Here is a 16,937-nt window from a genome sequence, read left to right as displayed (position 1 = left end):
GCGACGTGGTGGTGTCGGTCACGGTGGGCGTCCTCCCGGTCAGGCCGGCGCGCCGTCGAGCTCGCTCGCGCTGAGCGAGGGACGCAGCGCCCGCTTGTCGAACTTCAGGGTCTCCATCAGCTCGTCCACGATCTCCTCGGTGCGGCCGGCGCGGACCGCGTCCGCCACGCAGGTCTCGAGGTGGTTGCGCAGCACCGTCCGGCTGGCCGCCTCCAGCAGCCCCTGCACCGCGGCGAGCTGCTTCATCATGTCGGGGCAGTAGGCGCCGTCCTCCACCATCCGCACCACGCCGTCGAGCTGACCCCTGGCCGTCTTCAGCCGGTTCAGCACCGTCCGTTCGTGTTCCGCGCGCACCGGCGTCTCCTCGGTCGATATGCCGTCCATCCTACCCACCCAAGGTGGGGTGGGGTGATGTTGTTCGTTGCGCCGCCCGAGACCGAACTTCGGGCACTCATCGTCGGCGACTACTTCACGCCGTCATCCGGTGGGCACGCGGACCAACTGGGACCCTGGCGAGCCTGGTCGAAGCCTCGTGGTCGATCCGCGGTCGACGACGATGAAGTGGTTCTTCGTCGTCTACGGCATGACGTGGCTGGTGGCGATCGCCGCCTTCGCCTTGCGCCAGGTGTGGGCCTGGTGGGCCATGGCGGTTCTCGCGATCGGCTCGCTCTGTACCTGGTTCCCGGAACGCTCATCAGCGTGATCGTGTTGGCGCTCCTGCTGCTGCCCGGCGTGCGAACGACCTACCTGGGATGGCGTCCGTCCACACACTCCGGCACCTACGTTGCGGCGCGTCGGACGTGACCTCGCGATCCCGTGGGTGTTCGAGGTGTGCCGGTCCTCGGCTGGATGTCAACCGGGTGGGCGTCGTCAGGTGCCGCCCCGAACACCTCGTGGAGATCCCTCGGGGGGAACTGCTCGCGGGTGGCTCGGGCGTCTTGGATGCGGTCCATCCGGAACCAGCGCCCGGCCTCGCGTTCCCGGCACCACCCCAGCAGGTACCAGTGGCCACCGGTCCGAGCGAACGCCAGCGGTTCGACCGGACGCGACCTGGTCCCCCGGCCCTCGGCATCCCGGTAGTCGAGGTGGACCACCAGAGAAGCGCGCAGCGCCTCGTCGAGGATCCTGGCGGCGGCAGGTCGGCCGTCGCCGGCCGTCGTTCCCATCCAGATGCGTGATGCCAGGTCGTCGGTTCGTCGCCGCTGGGTGTCGTCCATGGCGCCGAGCACCTTGGCCAGGGCGGTCCGCCCGTCCGGTCCGAACGGCAGGCTCGGTTCTGCAGCGAGTGCGACGGCGATCGCGGTGGCCTCTCCGGCGGTGAAGCTCAGTGGAGGCAGGGCGGCGCTGCGCTGGAGCCGGTAGCCGCCCCCGCGCCCGTCCACCGACCAGATGGGCACGTCGGCCTGTTCCAGCGCGCGCACATCCCGTTTGATCGTGCGGGTCGAGACCTCGAACCGGTCGGCGAGCCACCCCGCGGTGCGACCGCTGGGGCCCGCGACCCGCAGCTCCTCGACGATGGCGTACAGCCGCTCCGTGCGGTTCACCAGCGCCCTCAGAAACGGTGACAGGACGGTGCCATCGTGGTCCGTAGGGTGGCGGCGGTCAACACATCTTGGAGGCTCGTCATGGCCGAGATCGTCGTCTTCCACTCCGCTCTGGGGCTGCGGCCGGCCATCGGCCGGTTCGCCGAGCACCTGCGCGACCACGGGCACGTGGTGCACACCCCCGACCTGTTCGACGGCGAGGTCTTCGACGACCTCGACGCCGCGGTGGCCCACCGCGACACGATCGGTATCCCCATCCTGATCGGCCGGGCCCAGGACGCCGTCGATGACCTGCCCGAACAACTGGTCTACGCAGGGTTCTCGATGGGTACCGCCCCGGCACAGCTACTCGCAGCGACCCGACCCGGAGCCCGCGGCGCGGTGCTGATCCAAGGAGCCCTCGGCCTGGAGCATCTGGGACTCGACGCCTGGCCGGCCCGCGTCCCCGTGCAGCTGCACGTCGCAGCCGACGACCCCTGGTTCGACCGAGACGACGCCATACAAGCCACCGCCGGCATCCCCGACGACCTGCTCGACTACCACGAGTACCCGATCGACGCGCACCTGTTCGCCGACTCCGACTGGCACGAGCACGACGCCCAGGCCACGACCGCCATGCTCGACACGATCATCACCTGGCTGATGAGACGCTGACCGCTCGCAGGACCCCGACGTACCCGATCGGTTGCGAACCAGGTGGCTCTCGACGGGCCGTGAGTAGGTAGCACTCACAGGCCCGTGTACTCGAACGTTGCGACGAGCCGCGAGAGCAACCGCATGAGGGTGAAGCGATCCTCCTGTGGGAGCGCGGAGGAGACCCTGCGTCGCACCTACGCCACCCGATGGGCCAGCCGGTCATGGGTGCCGTCCAGCGCGGGCATGGAGAACTAACTTGAAAGTCGCCGACCGTCACCGGCGCACGAACGACCGTGTTTGACGGTGTTTGTGCCGTATCGCGGACACGGATGGCGACCGGCAAGCCCGTCACTCCCTACGCTGCTTGTGTGAAAGGGGCATCCGTGGATCGCAGCTGGACGACAGGATGGGTGGGCTACCCGAGGCGACGGCTGGCTTCCACAAGGGCACAGTCGTCTTACTGGACCTGACGGGTCAGTCCTACGTGGACCCGTCCTATGCGCTGCACCGTCCTGGTGCACCAGCCGACGTGCGGATACTCCTGCACTTTGGGAACCAGGAGTGCCCCGCGGTTCTCGTCGACGCCGTGAACGTGACCACGTGCACCTTCCGTAACGTCACGGGCACCCAGTACGCGGACCCTCAGCCCCTCGGTGACGGCGTTGTCCGCTACAGCTTCCTGGGAAACCCTTGAGGCTGAGGGGCTGCACTGGATGGGACTCGACGATCGGGCACTCGGCGAACACTCGGCACGAGTGCGAAGGGCGAGCGCTCAAGGGCGCGTCGAACAGCATCCTGAGAACCGATGAAAGCAACTCGACCCCGTGCCTCTACGGCCATCCGCCGCGAGGCCTGTAGTCCGCGATGTTGCATCGGACGCGCGGTTCCGTGCTCGCCGATCGGGCGGGGTCTCCACGTCCGGTTGTCCCGTTGGCTACTCGCGCGCTGCTGATGACGATGATCGGGCGTCTTGGACGGTGAGGACAACCACCCTGTCCTGGTCCTCGACGTATTCGTGGACGAGCACCATCCATCGCCAGGGGCCGAGCAGGAACCGGGTCCCTTGCCAGCGGCCGGTCAGTTCGGGGCCGAGGCGTGGGAACTCGGTCAGGGGCCTGAGGCTGCGACGGACCCGGCCGCGCGTGTCCGCAGGCAAGCTGAGCACAGCGATGAGTCGATCGAGATCCTCGACGGCCGCCCGGCTGAATTCGACTCGCGCCACCGGCTACAGGTCGTCGAGATCGACCGTGTCACCTTCGGCTGCCTGGCGGCGACCGAGCTGCGCGCGTTCCCACGCCCCGTCGATGCCGTCAAGCACAGCGACGACCGTGTCAGGATCTGGGTCGGCGTCGTCGATCGCTGAGGAGAGCAACGATCGTGCCAGTGTGCCCTCGTTGACGTGGACCCGTGACGCCAGGCGTGCCAGCTTGCTGGCGTGTTCGTCGTCGAGGGTTATGTTCAGCCGCTGCGATGCCATGCCCTCAAGGATACACGTCATGACACGGATCGTGTAGTGAGCACGCCATGGCCCGCGCAAATCGAACACCGACGAATTGAACCCTACGCGCGAGGTGCAATCGAAACGCCGATGCGGGAGTAATGCCCGCTCGGCCCTCGGGCGCAAATCTTGAAATCAAGGACACCCGGCGGAGAACTCTGTGCCGCGTCTGCACCCCCTGGAGCAGTGGATACGACAGGTGCTCCCTCGGATTCTTCACGGTGACCGACGCTCGATCGCTGCCCTCTCCAAGACCATGAGCCGGCAGCGTCCGTGCTCGCTCGCGAACTCGCCGCGGAAGGTGAAGCCCGACTTCTCGAGCGCCCGCCACGACGCGACGTTCGCCGACACCGGCGATGCGCAAACCTGCGTCCAGTCCGGGTGTCGCAGGACTACGACGTCCTGGACGAAACCCCCGATCATCCTCGTGCCGAGTCCCTTACCTCGCTCGGTGGGCTCCCCGATGAGGTAGTCGATCCCTGCGGCAGTGCGGTCGACGCCGAGCCCCCACCACGCCTCGGGTTCGGCCTCCCCGACGTAGTGGGCAGCGAGGTAACACTGAATCCACCCGATCGGCCGGCCTTCGAGGAGCGCGAGCCAGCGCTCGGCGGCGTCCGTCGACGCCGAGCCGTAGTCGCGCACGACAGCGGGCCAAGTGACGTCGTCGCCTTCCCACCAGCGAACCACGCCTGGCTCGTTGAGCCACCGGTACAGCAGCGGAAGGTCGTCGTCGGTCAGACGACGAAAGACCACCCGGACGTCCCCGGGGTCCTGCTCACGGTTGCTGTCCCTGGACACAGCATGCGCCGATTCGCGGTTGCCCCGCATGATACGAGGGACGCGTCAGTCATCGGCGCCAGAACCAACTCTGGTCCTGGCAGACACCGACCCCGTCTCCTACGAGACAATGGCGCGAGGGTTGAACTTGGTGCAGGATCGCGTCACGCGAACTGCAACTGCCGCGTTCCGACAGCGTCGAAGAACGCCGTTCTCTAGGTTCATCGGCGCGACTGCGTTCTGCCGGCCACGTCTTCCATCGATGAGTTCGCGGAGAGCGCGGCGTCTCAACCAATGAGACGCGCCCACGGAGCACGTCCGGGAAGGCCTCAGGATGCGTCAGGTGATCGTCTGCAACATCGTCTCGCTCGACGGCTACGACGAAGGTCCGGGCGGCAACGTCATGGCCCTGCCGTTCGACGAGGCGTTCGACGTCTACAACGCCGAGCGGCTGCGGACCGCCGACACGCTGCTGCTCTGCCGGAAGTCCTACGAAGGGTTCAAGGACTACTGGCCGCCCATCGCCGACGACCCCGACGCGCGACCGGTGGTCAGAGAGATCTCACGGCTCAACAACGCGATCGAGAGGTGGTCGTCTCAGATCGCCTGACGTCTGACCAGACCGCACCGTGGCAGAACACTCGCATCGTGAGGCTGGCCGACGCGCACGAACGGATCCGGGAGCTCAAGGGGGGGCAGGCCGTGACATCCTGATCTTCGGCAGCCACACACTGTGGAACGACCTGCTGGCCAACGATCTGGTCGATGAGCTGCACCTGATGATCGGCGCCGGCGTACTCGGCGCAGGCACGCCCGCGTTCGAAGGCCGGCCCCCGATCTCGTTGCGGCTCGTCGGCACCCGTACCTGGGACGGCTCCGGGATCGTTCTCGCCCAGTACGCCGTCGAGCCAGCAGCGGTGTGACGACGGCTCCCGCCGGTCCCAGAGCGATCGAATCCTTCGCCACCGGGTACAGGCCGACGTGCCACGGTCACGTGCAGCGCGCTCCCGGCACATTGGCGCATCCACCCAGGTCCTGGTCGGGACTACTGCCGCTGCAAGATCAACAAGGGTAAGAGCCGTAAGGAGGCCATGCGCTGCTTGAAGCGACAGCTCGCCAAGGTCGTCTACCGGCGCATCCGAGACGACGTTGACCGAGCCCCAGCACCCGCCATCCCGGCTGCCGCTTGACATAGGACGCTATCAGGTCACGGAGGCCCGGCCCTCGCTGTGCCTGCGAAATGCCGCCCACCGGACGACGGATCGGTTCCCAGACACGCGGTCAGTGGTGACGCGAGCCAGACCGGCGACGGACATCTCGGGCGCTCACCCTGGCAGGACGAACAGCCGCTGTCAGCATCGCAGTGGTTTCGCGTGGGCGGACGCCGGAACGGCCTCGCCATGGCAGCGGATATGGCGCAACTCTTCAACGCGGTATCGCCGGTTGCATCGATGCTTGGCACTCTTCCCGGAATCGGAGTGGGTCACGGCAACCGGTGGGCCGCGGAACCAGGAGCCAGCGGCTGACGTCATAGCAAGAGAGAGTTTCTCGTCTAGCATCGGCGCATCATCGCGAGGAAAAGTCCGATGGCAGGTTCTCGGCTTCGGATGTATCCGGCCGTCGCGATAATCGCCGTGCTGCTCAGCACCATGACGACGGCTTCCGCCGGCGCTTCGTGCGCGGCGGACCCGGTGAAGCTAATCGCGGGCAAGCAGATGGTTTTCGTAGGTACCGTCGTTGAGAGGAATCACTACTACGCCCGCGTGGACGTTGAGGAGACATGGCGTGGTCCCGACCTTGCACCGTCGGTCGTGGTACAGACGAGACACGCCGACCCTCCGTGGTGGCCGCTCAACGTGATCTCCAAGAGCTACACATCCGTCGACGCCCAACTTGTGCCGGGGACTCGCTACATCATCGCCACGGAGGAAGGCGGGTTTCGAACCAACGACTGCCTTGTGGCTGAGGCGGCCGAACCTCTCGTCGCCCGACTCAGACCCGACTCCACGCGAGGACCTGTCGCGACTGGGAATGCAGGTGCGGATCGGAGGGCACTCGAAGGGGCGGCTGGCATGGCGGTCGCGCTCGCGTTGGTCGCTCTGCTGTCGGGTGGCAGTTGGTTCGCGTATCGGCACATTCGGCGTCAGGGGAGAGTAAGCCAGTGATGCTTGACGACGCCGAGGCCCGCTGTTCGGAACATCGCTGGGCGTTACCTGCTGTAACGCCTGCACGGGACCGTTGCCGGACTTCGTTGTTCTCGGCGCTCGGCTGGTCAGCGCTCTGGGAGTGAACGGAAGAACTCGGCGATGTCTGAGGCGAGCACCCGGTGCGTCGAGTGCTGCGAAGTGTCCGCCGCGCGGCATCTGCGTCCATCGCTGGATGTTGAACATCTGCTCAGCCAACGAGCGGGGCGGGCGCGTCCCCTGGACCCGGCTGTAGCCAGTCTTTTCGGTCTGCCAGTGACGGTCTCGTCCTGGTAGGCGCGAACTTCGTCGGTGAGCTTCGGGGAACCGCAGGTCCAACGGAACCGGCAGGAAGTTCAGGTGGACGCCGACCACCTTGTCCGCATGGGCGTGTGCGGAGCCGGCCGACGACGTAACCGCCCCGGTCGCCGCCTTGAGCGGCGAACTGGCGGTAGTCGAGAACCGCGACCATCAGAGGTGCGAACAGCTCGGCCATCTCGACGATGCCCGGCCGCGGCTGGCCCGGGGTGAACGAGAGCGTGAAACCGGGAAGTGACGGAGCGACCACCGTGAAGGCGTCCGCCGGGTCGCCTCCGAAACGGCCGGGGTCGGTGAGCCTCGGGATCAGGTCGCGGAACTCCCACACCGACCCCGGCCACCCGTGCAGCAGCAGCAACGGTCGCGGCCCGACGCCCGGCTGGTGGATGAAGTGCAGGTCGATGCCGTCGAGCGGGATGCGGTACTGCTCGTACGCGTTGAGCTTGGCCTCCTGTGCCCGCCAGTCGAAGCCGCCCGCCAATGCGACGTCAGGCGCTGCATGAACCCGAGACTCGAGCCGTACTCCCAGCCCGACCCCGAGATCTCGTCGGGCCACCGCGTGCGCACGAGCCGGTCCCGAAGATCGTCGAGCACGTCGTCGGAGACGTCGAGACCGGAAGAGCCGAGGACGGGCGGACATCACTGCAGCCTTCCGGTCGAGCGGCCGCGTCGGCAGCGGCCGTCACCGTTCGGGTCTTGACACCCCTCACCTGATGCGGGAGTCGACGCAAGCGATGGCCGGGTCGCCGGGAAGCTGCGTCGCTCGTTCACCTGCCGTTGTGGGCGGCCTACACGACGTAATCCGGTCCGATGACGCGTGCTGTCCGCCGCGCCGGACGACCGCGGCTTGCGGGTCGGTCCCGCACCGAGTACGGGCCGCCTAGCCGGCGGGGCGTAGGGTTCCCGCCCCGAGGACGACGACCGGCGAGGAGCCATGAGCGAGGATCCGCATTCCCACGGCGGACCGCCGACGTACACCCAGCCCGGCGCCCGGGCCCCGACCCACGCGGAGCGCACGCGGACGCTGGTCGCAACCTGCGACAGCGGGACGCTGAGCACGGTGGCGGTGGAGCCCGCCGGCTACCCGTTCGGGTCCGTGGCGACCTACGCGCTGGACGAGGAGGGGACCCCGCTGGTGCTGATGAGCACCATGGCCGAGCACGCCCGCAACCTGGCTGAGGACCGCCGCTGCTCGCTGATGGTGGCCGCACCGGAGCCGAGTGGCACCAGCCGGCTGGCCGGGGCTCGGGCCACCCTGCTCGGGGAGATGGTTGCGGTCGGGGAGGACAACCAGGACGCGGCCACGGCGACCTACCTCACGGCCCATCCGGGAGCGTACTGGGCGGAGTTCCCCGACTTCGGCGTGCACCGCCTGGAGGTCGTCGCCGTTCGGTACGTACGCGGCTTCGGGGAGATGAGCTGGGTTGACGCGCAGGCCTACCGGACCGCGGAGCCGGATCCGATCGCGCCCGCGGAGGACGGCATCGTCGCGCACATGAACGACGATCACCGAGGCCACATGCGTGCCATGGTGGGCCACTATCTCGATGTCGACGGGGAGGTCACCGACGTCACGATGTTGTCCTGTGACCGTTACGGGTTCGAGCTGCGGCTGGATCTGGCGGCTGCCGATGACGAGCCGGCGGTGGCCTTCGGGCGCATCGGTTTCGGCGAGCCGCTCACCGATGGCTCACGGGCGCGCGAGGCGATGATCGCACTGGTATGTGCTACGCAGGGATGATCGGGGACGGCCGGCCCGGTCACCGCCTGGCGCCGGCTGACCTCCTCAGTCCAGGTCGTTTGAGAGTCTTGCGGCCCACGTTGCGGACAGGAAGGCTCGACATCAACATGGCTACGAGGAAGGAGCACACGCCGGAGCAGGTCGTGCGCAAGCTGGCGACCGCTGATCGGATGCTGAACGAGGGCAAGGGCGTCGCTGACGTCTGCCGTGAGCTGCAGGTCTCCGCGCAGACGTACTACCGGTGGCGCACCCAGTTCGGCGGGATGAACGCCGACGACGCCAAGCGGCTCAAGGACCTGGAGCGGGAGAACGCCACGCTCAAGCGGCTGCTGGCCGACGCGGAGCTGGAGAAGGCCGCACTCAGGGAGATTTCCCGGGGAAACTTCTGAGCCCGGAACGGTGGCGGGCGGCCGTGCACCACCTGATGAGGACGATGAAGGTGAGGGAGCGGTTCGCCTGCCGCGTGACCGGGCAGAACCGATCCACCCAGCGGCGGCGTCCAGCCACGACCACGCCGGCTGACCCGGACGCCGGACTACGGGCCTGGCTGCGGGCGTGGGCCAAGGATCATCCCCGGCGTGGGTTTCGTCCTGCCTATCACGACGCCCGCACCGAGGGTTGGAAGATCAACCACAAGAAGATCCAGCGGCTGTGGCGCGACGAGGGCCTGCGCGTGCCACAACGGCGCCGACGCAAGCGCCTGGCGCCTCAAGGACACCGAACCCGCCGACCGCAGATGCACGGAACGTGGTGTGGGCGGTGGACTTCCAGTTCGACGCCACCACCGACGGCCGACCGATCAAGATCGTGTCTATTGTGGATGAACACACCCGTGGATGCCTCGGCGGCCTGGTCGAGCGCAACATCACCGGACGACACCTGATCGACGAACTCGACCGCCTCGCCGTGGACCGGGGCTATCCGGCCGTGCTGCGCTGCGACAACGGCCCGAGTTCGCCTGCGCCGCGGTGGCCGACTGGGCCGGCGAACGCGTCGGCCTGCACTTCATCCCACCCGGCCAGCCCTGGCGCAACGGCTAACAGCCGGGTGCGCGACGAATGCCTCAACATCAACATGTACTCCGTCACTGGTTCAGTCGCGGGTGGTGATCAGCGAATGGAAGGGGACTACAACCACCCCGGCGACACTCCGCGCTCGGCTACCAGGCGCCAGCTGTCTACGCTGCAGGCCGCACCCATCCATGATCGACTCTCACTGACTGCGGCACCTATGTCACGTGCTTCACGTCGGTGGTGGCGGTTGCATATGCGGGCGCCCGCTGGGCCGGTACACCTAGATCGTTACCCCCTTCGGGGTGGCTCGCGAGTCGACCAGGTCAGGGCTGTGTCCGGGCCGGTGTCGGGGAATAGCCGCGTGCCCTGGCCGACGACCACCGGGACGGTGAGCAGGGTGATCTCGTCGACAAGCTGGATGTCGAACAGCCAGCGGATCAGGCTGCCGCTGCCGTGCACCTGCAGCTCACCCGCCGGCTTGGCTTTCAGCTCGCCGATGGCCGCCGCGACGTCACCGGAGAGGACAGTCGTGTTCGCCCAGCGCGGTTCGGTGAGCGTGGTCGATGCGACGTACTTCGGCTGCGTGTTCAAGGCACCTGCGATGGGGTTTATGCCCGGATCTTTCACCGCGCCCCAGGAGCCGGCGAAGATCTCGTAGGTCCGCCGGCCGAACAGGAACGCGTCGGCGCGCTGGTAGGCCTGGTTGAGAAACGCCATGGCCTCGTTGTCGAACAGCGGCGTGACCCATCCGCCGCGCTCGAATCCGCCGCTGCGGTCCTCGTCCGGCCCGCCGAGTCCCTGCATCACTCCGTCGACGGAGACGATCGTGATGGTCGTCAGTTTCATGGTCGCAGTTCCCGTCTCGCTGGGTTTTGTCGTCGTTCGATTCGACGGGATCGCGGCGCCGATCTCATCGGTCGCAGCAGAGTCCGTCCGGCCGATTCATTCGGCACCTTCCCGGCCACGGGCCGAACGTCGGCGATGTCGTACTCTGAACGGACACCGTGAGCATCGCCGGGCGCTGTTCCGTGTCAGGGCCGCTGCTGCGGAAGGTCTCCAGCGCCGTCTGCGACTCGTTCGGCAAACCAAACCAGCCGGCGAACACCCACAAATCGTGCACAGTGGCCCGTCCCCTCATCGAGGTGGGGCTCAAGGAGACAACGCCCTCGGGTTACCAGGAACCAGCGGTATAACCTGATGCCTGCACCCACCAATGACCGACTCCCACGCGAGACGGATGGGTCCACGGGGTCCGGTCAAGGTCCCCTTCGCGCTACGCCGCCGTTGGCGCTCCGAACCAGGTGGACAGCGCGTCGGGAAGCCCGGGGTCGGTGAGGTCTCCCACCCAGGCCACGTAGCCGTCGGCGCGAATCAACACGGCTGCGGGTGCTGTGACCTCGCCGACCACCGGGAGCTCCCACGTGCCGACATGTTCGGCGTCGATCATCTGGACTCGATCTGCCCATGGCGTGATATCGCGGTCGCCGGGTTCACCGAGGTTGAGGAGCACGGGCCGGGCGTCGTGCAGCAGGGTGTACACGCGCTTGGGACCGTCGGCGGTGTGCAGGTCGAGGTCGGGCATGCGCCGCCCGAGCAGCGGGTGTCCGTCTCCGAGGTCGTAGTGGATGTCGAGACCGGAGAGCATCGCGGCGATGCGCCTGCGCGGCCCGTCCATGCTCAGCAGTTCCGTCATGATGTCGCGCAGGGCTGCGTGACGGTCGCCGGGGCTGCTGAGCGCGACCTGCGCCATGGTGTTGTGCAACACCCGGGCACCGACCGGATGCCGTTCGGCGTGGTAGGTGTCCAGAAGGCTCTCGGGTGATGTCTCGTTGACCACCTGCGCCAGCTTCCATCCCAGGTTCACGGCATCCTGCACGCCGGTGTTGAGGCCCTGGCCGCCGTGCGGGGGATGCACGTGTGCGGCGTCCCCAGCCAACAGGACACGGCCGTGGCGGTAGGACACCGCCTGCCGCGTCATATCAGTGAACCTGGAGATCCAGGTCGGGCTGTGCACCCCGTAGTCCGTCCCGTAGGCGCCGATGAGTGCCTCGCGAAGATCCTGCAGGGTGGGCTCGCTGGCGTTCTCGTCGGGCTGCTCCTTCAGCACGACCCGGTACGGCCCTCCGCCCTCCAACCGGTTGACGGGACCGATGCCGCCACCCTCGCGGCGCATGCCGACCTCCGGCGCCTCCTCCATCTCGACCTCGGCGATCAGCCAGCTGGTCGAGGGATCCAACCCGGGGAAGTCGATGCCGGCTGCCTTACGGATCAGGCTGCGTCCTCCGTCGCACCCGACGAGGTACTGCGCTCGGAGCGACGTGTCGCCGGACAGCTCGACATCGACGCCGGTGTCGTCTTGAGCGAAGCCCACGACCTCCCGGCCACGAAGGATCGGCACTCCGACCTCATCGACCCAGTCAGCCAGGATGCGCTCGAAGTGGCTCTGCCACAGCGCAAGCCCGTAGTTGTGGCGGGTGGGGAAGTCGCTGATGTCCAGCGGGATCCCGGCGAACGCCTGGACCTGCATCGCCTGTCCCGCGGAGAGGAACCGCTCCGCGATGCCACGCTGATCGAGCACCTCGATGGTGCGGGAGTGCAGACCCCCGGCGCGCGATCCGTCGAGATCCTGACTGGCGCGTCGTTCGACGATGACGACGTCGATCTCCGCCAACGCCAGCTCGCCCGCCAACATCAGCCCGGTCGGACTTCCACCCGCGATCACCACTGCATGGTCGATCATCGCCACACTTCCCTCGGATCACGCCGGCCGGCGCGATCGGATCACCTTGTCGGAAGCCCTGGCGGACGCTAGAGGCAACGGTCTCATGCCGCCGGTCGCCTACGCCCGGAAGCCGACGCCCGACGCCCCGCTACACCAGGGCACGTATCACCGGCCACCCACGTCGCGGAAGCCGTGGTTCTGGTCGTGCCCGTCGCCGAGATCATCCGCACATAGCTGTGGTCGAGGAGTTCCCCCGTCTGCAACCCTTCGTGAGTGGACGTCAGCGATCGGGTCGCTCGAAGATCAGGTCGAAGTCCTTGCGCCAGGTAGCGCCGGCATCCTCGGAGGCGTCCCAGCGCCCGTGGATCCGATCGTTCGCGACGGTGGCGACGAAACGCTGGTGGAAGTCGGGATCTTCGCGGAGAAGAGTCCACTCGCCGTTGCCGAAGGTCATGTGAAAGACGCGCGATGTGGGCCGCGGATCGTGGTACAGCGCGATGAGTCGCTCGTTGGCGTCGCTGCGGCCGAACATGAAGTGCCATACGGGCTCGCCTTCCATCTCGGCCTCGAGCTCGATGAAGGCGTCACCGATCCAGCGAACAACCGCGTGGCCGTTCTGGCGGATATCTCTGGATTCGAGAAACCACGCGTCCGTCAGCGTGAGCGACCATTCGCCGACGAGCACGTCGAGGGCTTCCAGGGCGGCGCTGCGCATGGCTTCCTCCTTGCTTCCCACGCCACACTCTCCGACGGCGGACGGTTGCCTAATCCATCGGTCAGACCGATCACGTCACCACCCTCGGATTACTTTACTGAGGCTGTCCACGAACCTATTCAGGGCGCCGCAGGAGCAGGGCGAGCGACATCGAGTCCGTGTGGACGCCATCCCTCACCGACATAGCCGAGCCGTCCGACCCCTACAGTCGGGGAGATGACGATTCAGCGGATGGACCACGTCGGCGTCGTTGTCGACGACCTTGAGGCTGCTACTGCGTTCTTCGTCGAACTTGGTATGGAGCTAGAGGGTGAGGCGCCAGTCGAGGGACGTTGGGTCGACCGTGTCGTCGGGCTCGACGACGTCCGAGTCGACATCGCAATGATGCGGACCCCGGACGGCCACGGCTGGATTGAGCTGACGAAGTTCCACACACCGACGGCGATCAGCGCTGAGCCGGAAAATCCGCCGGCGAACACGCTCGGCATACGTCGCATCATGTTCGCCGTCGAAGACATCGAGGACGTCCTTGCCCGCCTGCACACCCACGGTGCCGAACTCGTTGGCGAGGTGGCGCAGTACGAGGACAGCTATCGACTCTGTTACGTCCGCGGCCCCGAGGGCATCATCGTCGCACTGGGCCGAGCAGCTCAGCTGAGGGACCGAAGCTGAGCAGGCCCACGCTGCTCGCACGGGGACAGCGATCGTGGGCGGCTCCGCAAACAAACGCGGCTACGGCCCCTCCCCCGGCTTGGCCACCGCGGGTCCGGGTGTGGCGCAACAGTTGAGCTTGCTGCCCATCTCAACAGTGCGCACAGCCGGGTTTCCACGTCGGCGGAGAGCTCTCCGAGACGTCCTTTGACCGCCGCCTCGGGTCCCTCGGTCGTGTTAGCAGGAAGGTCGAAGCCGAGGATCCCCGACGACGCTGCCGTCAGCCACCGGTCGGCGGTGTGCGCTGGCTGTGCACGCGGGCGTGCGGCCCGCGGGAGGACGCCTTGGCCGGCGTCGGTCGTCTGGTGGTCACCGCATGAGCGACACGGCCAGCTCGAAACGCCCCCGACGGGCCGCCTCGACCAGCGCATCGACCTGCTCCTGCGCGTCGCCCTGGGAGAGACCGAAGTCCTCAGGAGGGTCTGTCCGACGATCCGTGGCGGCATCCAGCCGGGCGGCGCCTCACTCAGGTCGGGCGACCATCCGGATGGCCGCGGTGGCTCCGCGGACACGCACGTCCTCGCAGCCGGCGCGGAGCGCCAGACCTCGCAGACGTCCGTCTCGCTTTCGTCCACACCGACCAACCGGACGCGCCCCGATCCCCGTGCCGGCGAGGTCGATCAGCACCTCGCCGAGTCCGCAGCCCACGTCGAGGACCGCACCTCCGGCGGAAACCTCGAGCCACGGCCGGGTCCACCCGCGCAGCTCCTGCACCGCGGGCCAGGCCCCCGTCTGACGCATGCTCTCGATCATCTGGTCGGCTTCGGGATGCGAGTCGATCGTGCGGTAACCGATCGAGACCTCGCTCACCTTGCTCCAGGTCGCACGGCGCCGAGCGTACCCGTGGCCCCACGGCGTCCCGCCCGCATCCTCCGGCGGCATCCCGGGCCTGCCGGCGGAGCGACCGCCCGCGGCGCGGACGCCCGTGGGGTGCGTTCCCGGACGGCCGTGGCCGCGGGCGCGCAGGCTGCGTAGTGTCGGCGTGCGGCCGCGGTGGCGACCTCAGAGGAGGAGCACCATGCTGGCGCTCGCCGCTGCCGTCTGCTTCCTGTTCGCGCTGTTCGACGTGCGCCTCGGCGCCATCGACTTCCTGGAGCTGGGCCTGCTGCTGCTGGCGCTCCACTTCGTGTTCGACATCGGGATCGAGCGCTTCCGCGGATGGCCGCGAGGTCGAGCTGGACGCCGGCCCTGACGGCAGGCCACCGCGTCGCCCCTCGCCGCGGCACGTGCCCCGGCCGCCTGGCGCGGATGGGTTCCTGGGACCCGCACACGTCGCGGCCGTGGTCGCCGGGGCCGGAGGCCGTGTCGTGATGCTCTCCGACCGGGCCCCTTGGGCCGGCCGTCACACCATCTGCGGCACGTTCGGTTGCCGTTGGGCAAGGACGTCGCCACGAGCTAGGCACCGACGTGCGCCCAATCACTCCTGTTGGGGCTTCACCACGAGCTGTGCACCTTGGCCGGTGTTCTCCACGTCGATCATGCTCTCGGCGAGCGGTCCGGCGACCTCCTGGGAGACGTAGAGTTCCATGCCGGCCTCCTCGGTGACCTCATCGCCTTCGGCGGGAGCCTCGGCGAACCCCACGGCGAGGCTGGTCTGGCCGCCCGGTCCGGCCTGGGCGGACACCCGGACGCCGTAGCCGTCGGGGATGTCCTGCTCGTCTCGGGCTTGGTGCAACACGTCGGCGGCGGACTGGGAGAGTTGGAGCACAGTGACCTCGCACATCGCGTACCAACAACCCTACAGGCGACGGGGACAACGCGACGAACGGACGACAGCGCGAGTGGTGGAAGCTCGGTCAGTAGCACCCGTCTCACCCTCATTTCCCGCGTGGATATCCTCTCGGAGAGTCAGGGAGACGATGATCACTGCTGTCGCGCCTCTAGCCCGTCGCGGGCACTGACCTGGCGAGGCGTTGCGTCAATGAGTGTCTTGCTTGCCATGGTGGTTGTCGTTGGCTCTTGTTCCACCGCCGAGCGGAGCTCTCGGGCGAACCACAGTGGTCACGATGGCACGGCCAGCCAGCTCGGCTTCGAAGATGAACGCTGCCGTTCGAGCCGGGTCCACTACGTGGGTGGAGACGTCAGCCCGCGCATCCCATGGATCCGGTCAGAGCGTTCAGGTGGCAGGATCACTGGCCATCTCTTCTACTATTCAGCCGACGAGGCTCTCGGATACAGCGGTGCCCTGAAGATGCCACCGGGGGGGCGAACTCTATCCGGCAACAAAGTGAAAGTGTTGTGGCTCGTCGATGGCGACCAGAACATGGACACGCTTGAGGTGACGGCGATCAACCTGAGCCGAGGACGAAGGAGCGTCGAGTTCGGTTTTCCTAGCGCCGTCGACCGTATCGCCTCTGCGCAGCAATTTCCCTCGGTTGTCGACATCCCAGAGCCTGGGTGTTGGGAACTACGGCTTGAGGCCGGGAGCACCAGCGGGCAGGTGGTGGTCGAAGTGGTGCCGCCTTCCGGTGCCGCAACCGACTGAGCCTGAGGTCCCCGAATTGGTGCAGCATCGTCCACCGGGGGCCTTCGTCGTTTCGTTGAGCGTAACGAAAGGGTTCGCTTGGGGCCCTAGCGAATTCGCGTACCACACCGCTGGAGCGGAAGCCGTGGTGTCGCACAACTTGAACCCAGCGTGAGCGGACCGACGCCGCACAACGGCCCACCGGTGTATGGCGGGAGGGCCGCGGTTGGCCGGAGCCGCGGTCGAGTGCTGTGCCGTGGCGTTCAGGCAGCCCCTGCGCCGGCTGCAACCCAGCTGTTTTGGCTGGCTGAGTAGGCGGTTGGCGGCTCGCCGAACGGTCACGATCGGCGGCCCAGCACTGGGTGAGCGTGAGTGAGCCGCATTGCGAGTCGGCTAGTTCAGCCCCGGCCTGCTCGAGGAGTGCCTCTCCTCGCGGCCGCGGCGCTCCGCGCTGACACCGCCCGCCGGCGGAGGAAGCCCGCCGCGGGCCGCGATCAACGACGCACCTTTTCCGTGGCGCCGGGGACGACGGTCTGGCACGGTTGTAGATACGACGAACGGGGAGCTGACGTCGGTGAATTGGCTGCGCGAGGCCATCGGGTGGGTCCGCATCTA

At 67.6% G+C, this 16,937-nt stretch carries 18 protein-coding genes and 3 pseudogenes; 9 read left to right on the top strand and 12 right to left on the bottom strand.

What is annotated here, in order from left to right; all coding sequences use genetic code 11:
• Window positions 1-39: 39 nt before the first annotated feature.
• A complete protein-coding gene (locus tag KY462_04280; GenBank protein ID MBW3576951.1) occupies window positions 40-384 on the bottom strand; it encodes a metal-sensitive transcriptional regulator in 345 nt (114 codons plus the stop codon).
• 148 nt (window positions 385-532) lie between these two features.
• Here KY462_04280 and KY462_04275 point away from each other — a divergent pair, with 148 nt between their 5' ends.
• Entirely contained in the window at window positions 533-703 is a 171-nt protein-coding gene (locus KY462_04275; GenBank protein MBW3576950.1) for a hypothetical protein, read from the top strand.
• A gap of 76 nt (window positions 704-779) precedes the next feature.
• Here KY462_04275 and KY462_04270 read toward each other — a convergent pair whose 3' ends face one another.
• Entirely contained in the window at window positions 780-1,544 is a 765-nt protein-coding gene (locus tag KY462_04270; GenBank protein ID MBW3576949.1) for a WYL domain-containing protein, read from the bottom strand.
• Between the two features lie 81 nt (window positions 1,545-1,625).
• On the opposite strand from KY462_04270, the gene KY462_04265 reads away from it, so the two are divergent.
• Window positions 1,626-2,198, top strand: coding sequence for a dienelactone hydrolase family protein (locus KY462_04265; GenBank protein ID MBW3576948.1), 573 nt, complete (start codon window positions 1,626-1,628; stop codon window positions 2,196-2,198).
• A gap of 916 nt (window positions 2,199-3,114) precedes the next feature.
• Here the strand turns inward: KY462_04265 and KY462_04260 are convergent.
• The 3 genes from KY462_04260 to KY462_04250 form a co-directional block, all read right to left on the bottom strand.
• The gene (locus KY462_04260; GenBank protein ID MBW3576947.1) at window positions 3,115-3,402 is read right to left on the bottom strand and encodes a type II toxin-antitoxin system RelE/ParE family toxin; all 288 of its coding nucleotides are present in this window, start codon (window positions 3,400-3,402) and stop codon (window positions 3,115-3,117) included.
• A 3-nt stretch (window positions 3,403-3,405) separates the two neighbouring features.
• The gene (locus KY462_04255; protein ID MBW3576946.1) at window positions 3,406-3,678 is read right to left on the bottom strand and encodes a hypothetical protein; all 273 of its coding nucleotides are present in this window, start codon (window positions 3,676-3,678) and stop codon (window positions 3,406-3,408) included.
• A gap of 216 nt (window positions 3,679-3,894) precedes the next feature.
• Window positions 3,895-4,476 (bottom strand): GNAT family N-acetyltransferase, encoded by a 582-nt coding sequence (locus KY462_04250; protein ID MBW3576945.1) that lies wholly within the window; start codon window positions 4,474-4,476, stop codon window positions 3,895-3,897.
• A 313-nt stretch (window positions 4,477-4,789) separates the two neighbouring features.
• Here KY462_04250 and KY462_04245 point away from each other — a divergent pair.
• Window positions 4,790-5,378 (top strand): annotated as a pseudogene (locus KY462_04245) (dihydrofolate reductase family protein).
• 684 nt (window positions 5,379-6,062) lie between these two features.
• Entirely contained in the window at window positions 6,063-6,620 is a 558-nt protein-coding gene (locus KY462_04240) for a hypothetical protein (GenBank protein ID MBW3576944.1), read from the top strand.
• Between the two features lie 229 nt (window positions 6,621-6,849).
• Here KY462_04240 and KY462_04235 read toward each other — a convergent pair whose 3' ends face one another.
• Complete coding sequence (locus KY462_04235) at window positions 6,850-7,314, bottom strand: alpha/beta hydrolase (protein MBW3576943.1); 465 nt, start codon at window positions 7,312-7,314, stop codon at window positions 6,850-6,852.
• Window positions 7,263-7,550, bottom strand: a complete 288-nt coding sequence (locus tag KY462_04230) for an epoxide hydrolase N-terminal domain-containing protein (GenBank protein ID MBW3576942.1) — start codon at window positions 7,548-7,550, stop codon at window positions 7,263-7,265. Before KY462_04230 ends, KY462_04235 begins: the two co-directional genes overlap by 52 nt.
• 340 nt (window positions 7,551-7,890) lie before the next feature.
• Between KY462_04230 and KY462_04225 the strand changes: the two genes are divergently transcribed.
• Both KY462_04225 and KY462_04220 read left to right on the top strand, forming a co-directional pair.
• Window positions 7,891-8,697 carry a DUF2470 domain-containing protein gene (locus tag KY462_04225; protein MBW3576941.1) on the top strand — a complete coding sequence of 269 codons (807 nt, stop codon included), beginning with the start codon at window positions 7,891-7,893 and terminating at the stop codon, window positions 8,695-8,697.
• A 107-nt stretch (window positions 8,698-8,804) separates the two neighbouring features.
• Window positions 8,805-9,902: pseudogene (locus KY462_04220) on the top strand (IS3 family transposase).
• Between the two features lie 88 nt (window positions 9,903-9,990).
• On the opposite strand, the pseudogene KY462_04215 reads toward KY462_04220, so the two are convergent.
• The 3 genes and pseudogenes from KY462_04215 to KY462_04205 form a co-directional block, all read right to left on the bottom strand.
• A pseudogene (locus tag KY462_04215) lies at window positions 9,991-10,556 on the bottom strand (dihydrofolate reductase family protein).
• 427 nt (window positions 10,557-10,983) lie between these two features.
• The gene (locus KY462_04210) at window positions 10,984-12,450 is read right to left on the bottom strand and encodes an FAD-dependent monooxygenase (protein MBW3576940.1); all 1,467 of its coding nucleotides are present in this window, start codon (window positions 12,448-12,450) and stop codon (window positions 10,984-10,986) included.
• Window positions 12,451-12,712: 262 nt separating this feature from the next.
• A complete protein-coding gene (locus KY462_04205) occupies window positions 12,713-13,147 on the bottom strand; it encodes a hypothetical protein (protein ID MBW3576939.1) in 435 nt (144 codons plus the stop codon).
• Window positions 13,148-13,363: 216 nt separating this feature from the next.
• Between KY462_04205 and KY462_04200 the strand changes: the two genes are divergently transcribed.
• Window positions 13,364-13,819 (top strand): VOC family protein, encoded by a 456-nt coding sequence (locus KY462_04200; protein ID MBW3576938.1) that lies wholly within the window; start codon window positions 13,364-13,366, stop codon window positions 13,817-13,819.
• A gap of 501 nt (window positions 13,820-14,320) precedes the next feature.
• On the opposite strand, the gene KY462_04195 is transcribed toward KY462_04200, so the two are convergent.
• Window positions 14,321-14,668, bottom strand: a complete 348-nt coding sequence (locus KY462_04195) for a hypothetical protein (protein ID MBW3576937.1) — start codon at window positions 14,666-14,668, stop codon at window positions 14,321-14,323.
• Window positions 14,669-14,876: 208 nt separating this feature from the next.
• On the opposite strand from KY462_04195, the gene KY462_04190 reads away from it, so the two are divergent.
• Window positions 14,877-15,050 (top strand): hypothetical protein, encoded by a 174-nt coding sequence (locus KY462_04190; GenBank protein ID MBW3576936.1) that lies wholly within the window; start codon window positions 14,877-14,879, stop codon window positions 15,048-15,050.
• 225 nt (window positions 15,051-15,275) lie between these two features.
• Here the strand turns inward: KY462_04190 and KY462_04185 are convergent, their stop codons facing one another.
• Complete coding sequence (locus tag KY462_04185; protein MBW3576935.1) at window positions 15,276-15,581, bottom strand: hypothetical protein; 306 nt, start codon at window positions 15,579-15,581, stop codon at window positions 15,276-15,278.
• Window positions 15,582-15,779: 198 nt separating this feature from the next.
• On the opposite strand from KY462_04185, the gene KY462_04180 reads away from it, so the two are divergent.
• The gene (locus KY462_04180; GenBank protein MBW3576934.1) at window positions 15,780-16,343 is read left to right on the top strand and encodes a hypothetical protein; all 564 of its coding nucleotides are present in this window, start codon (window positions 15,780-15,782) and stop codon (window positions 16,341-16,343) included.
• Window positions 16,344-16,937 lie beyond the last annotated feature (594 nt).

This window comes from Actinomycetota bacterium (genome assembly GCA_019347675.1).
GTDB lineage: Bacteria > Actinomycetota > Nitriliruptoria > Nitriliruptorales > JAHWKO01 > JAHWKW01.
This window is presented reverse-complemented; position numbering and strand designations above follow the sequence as displayed.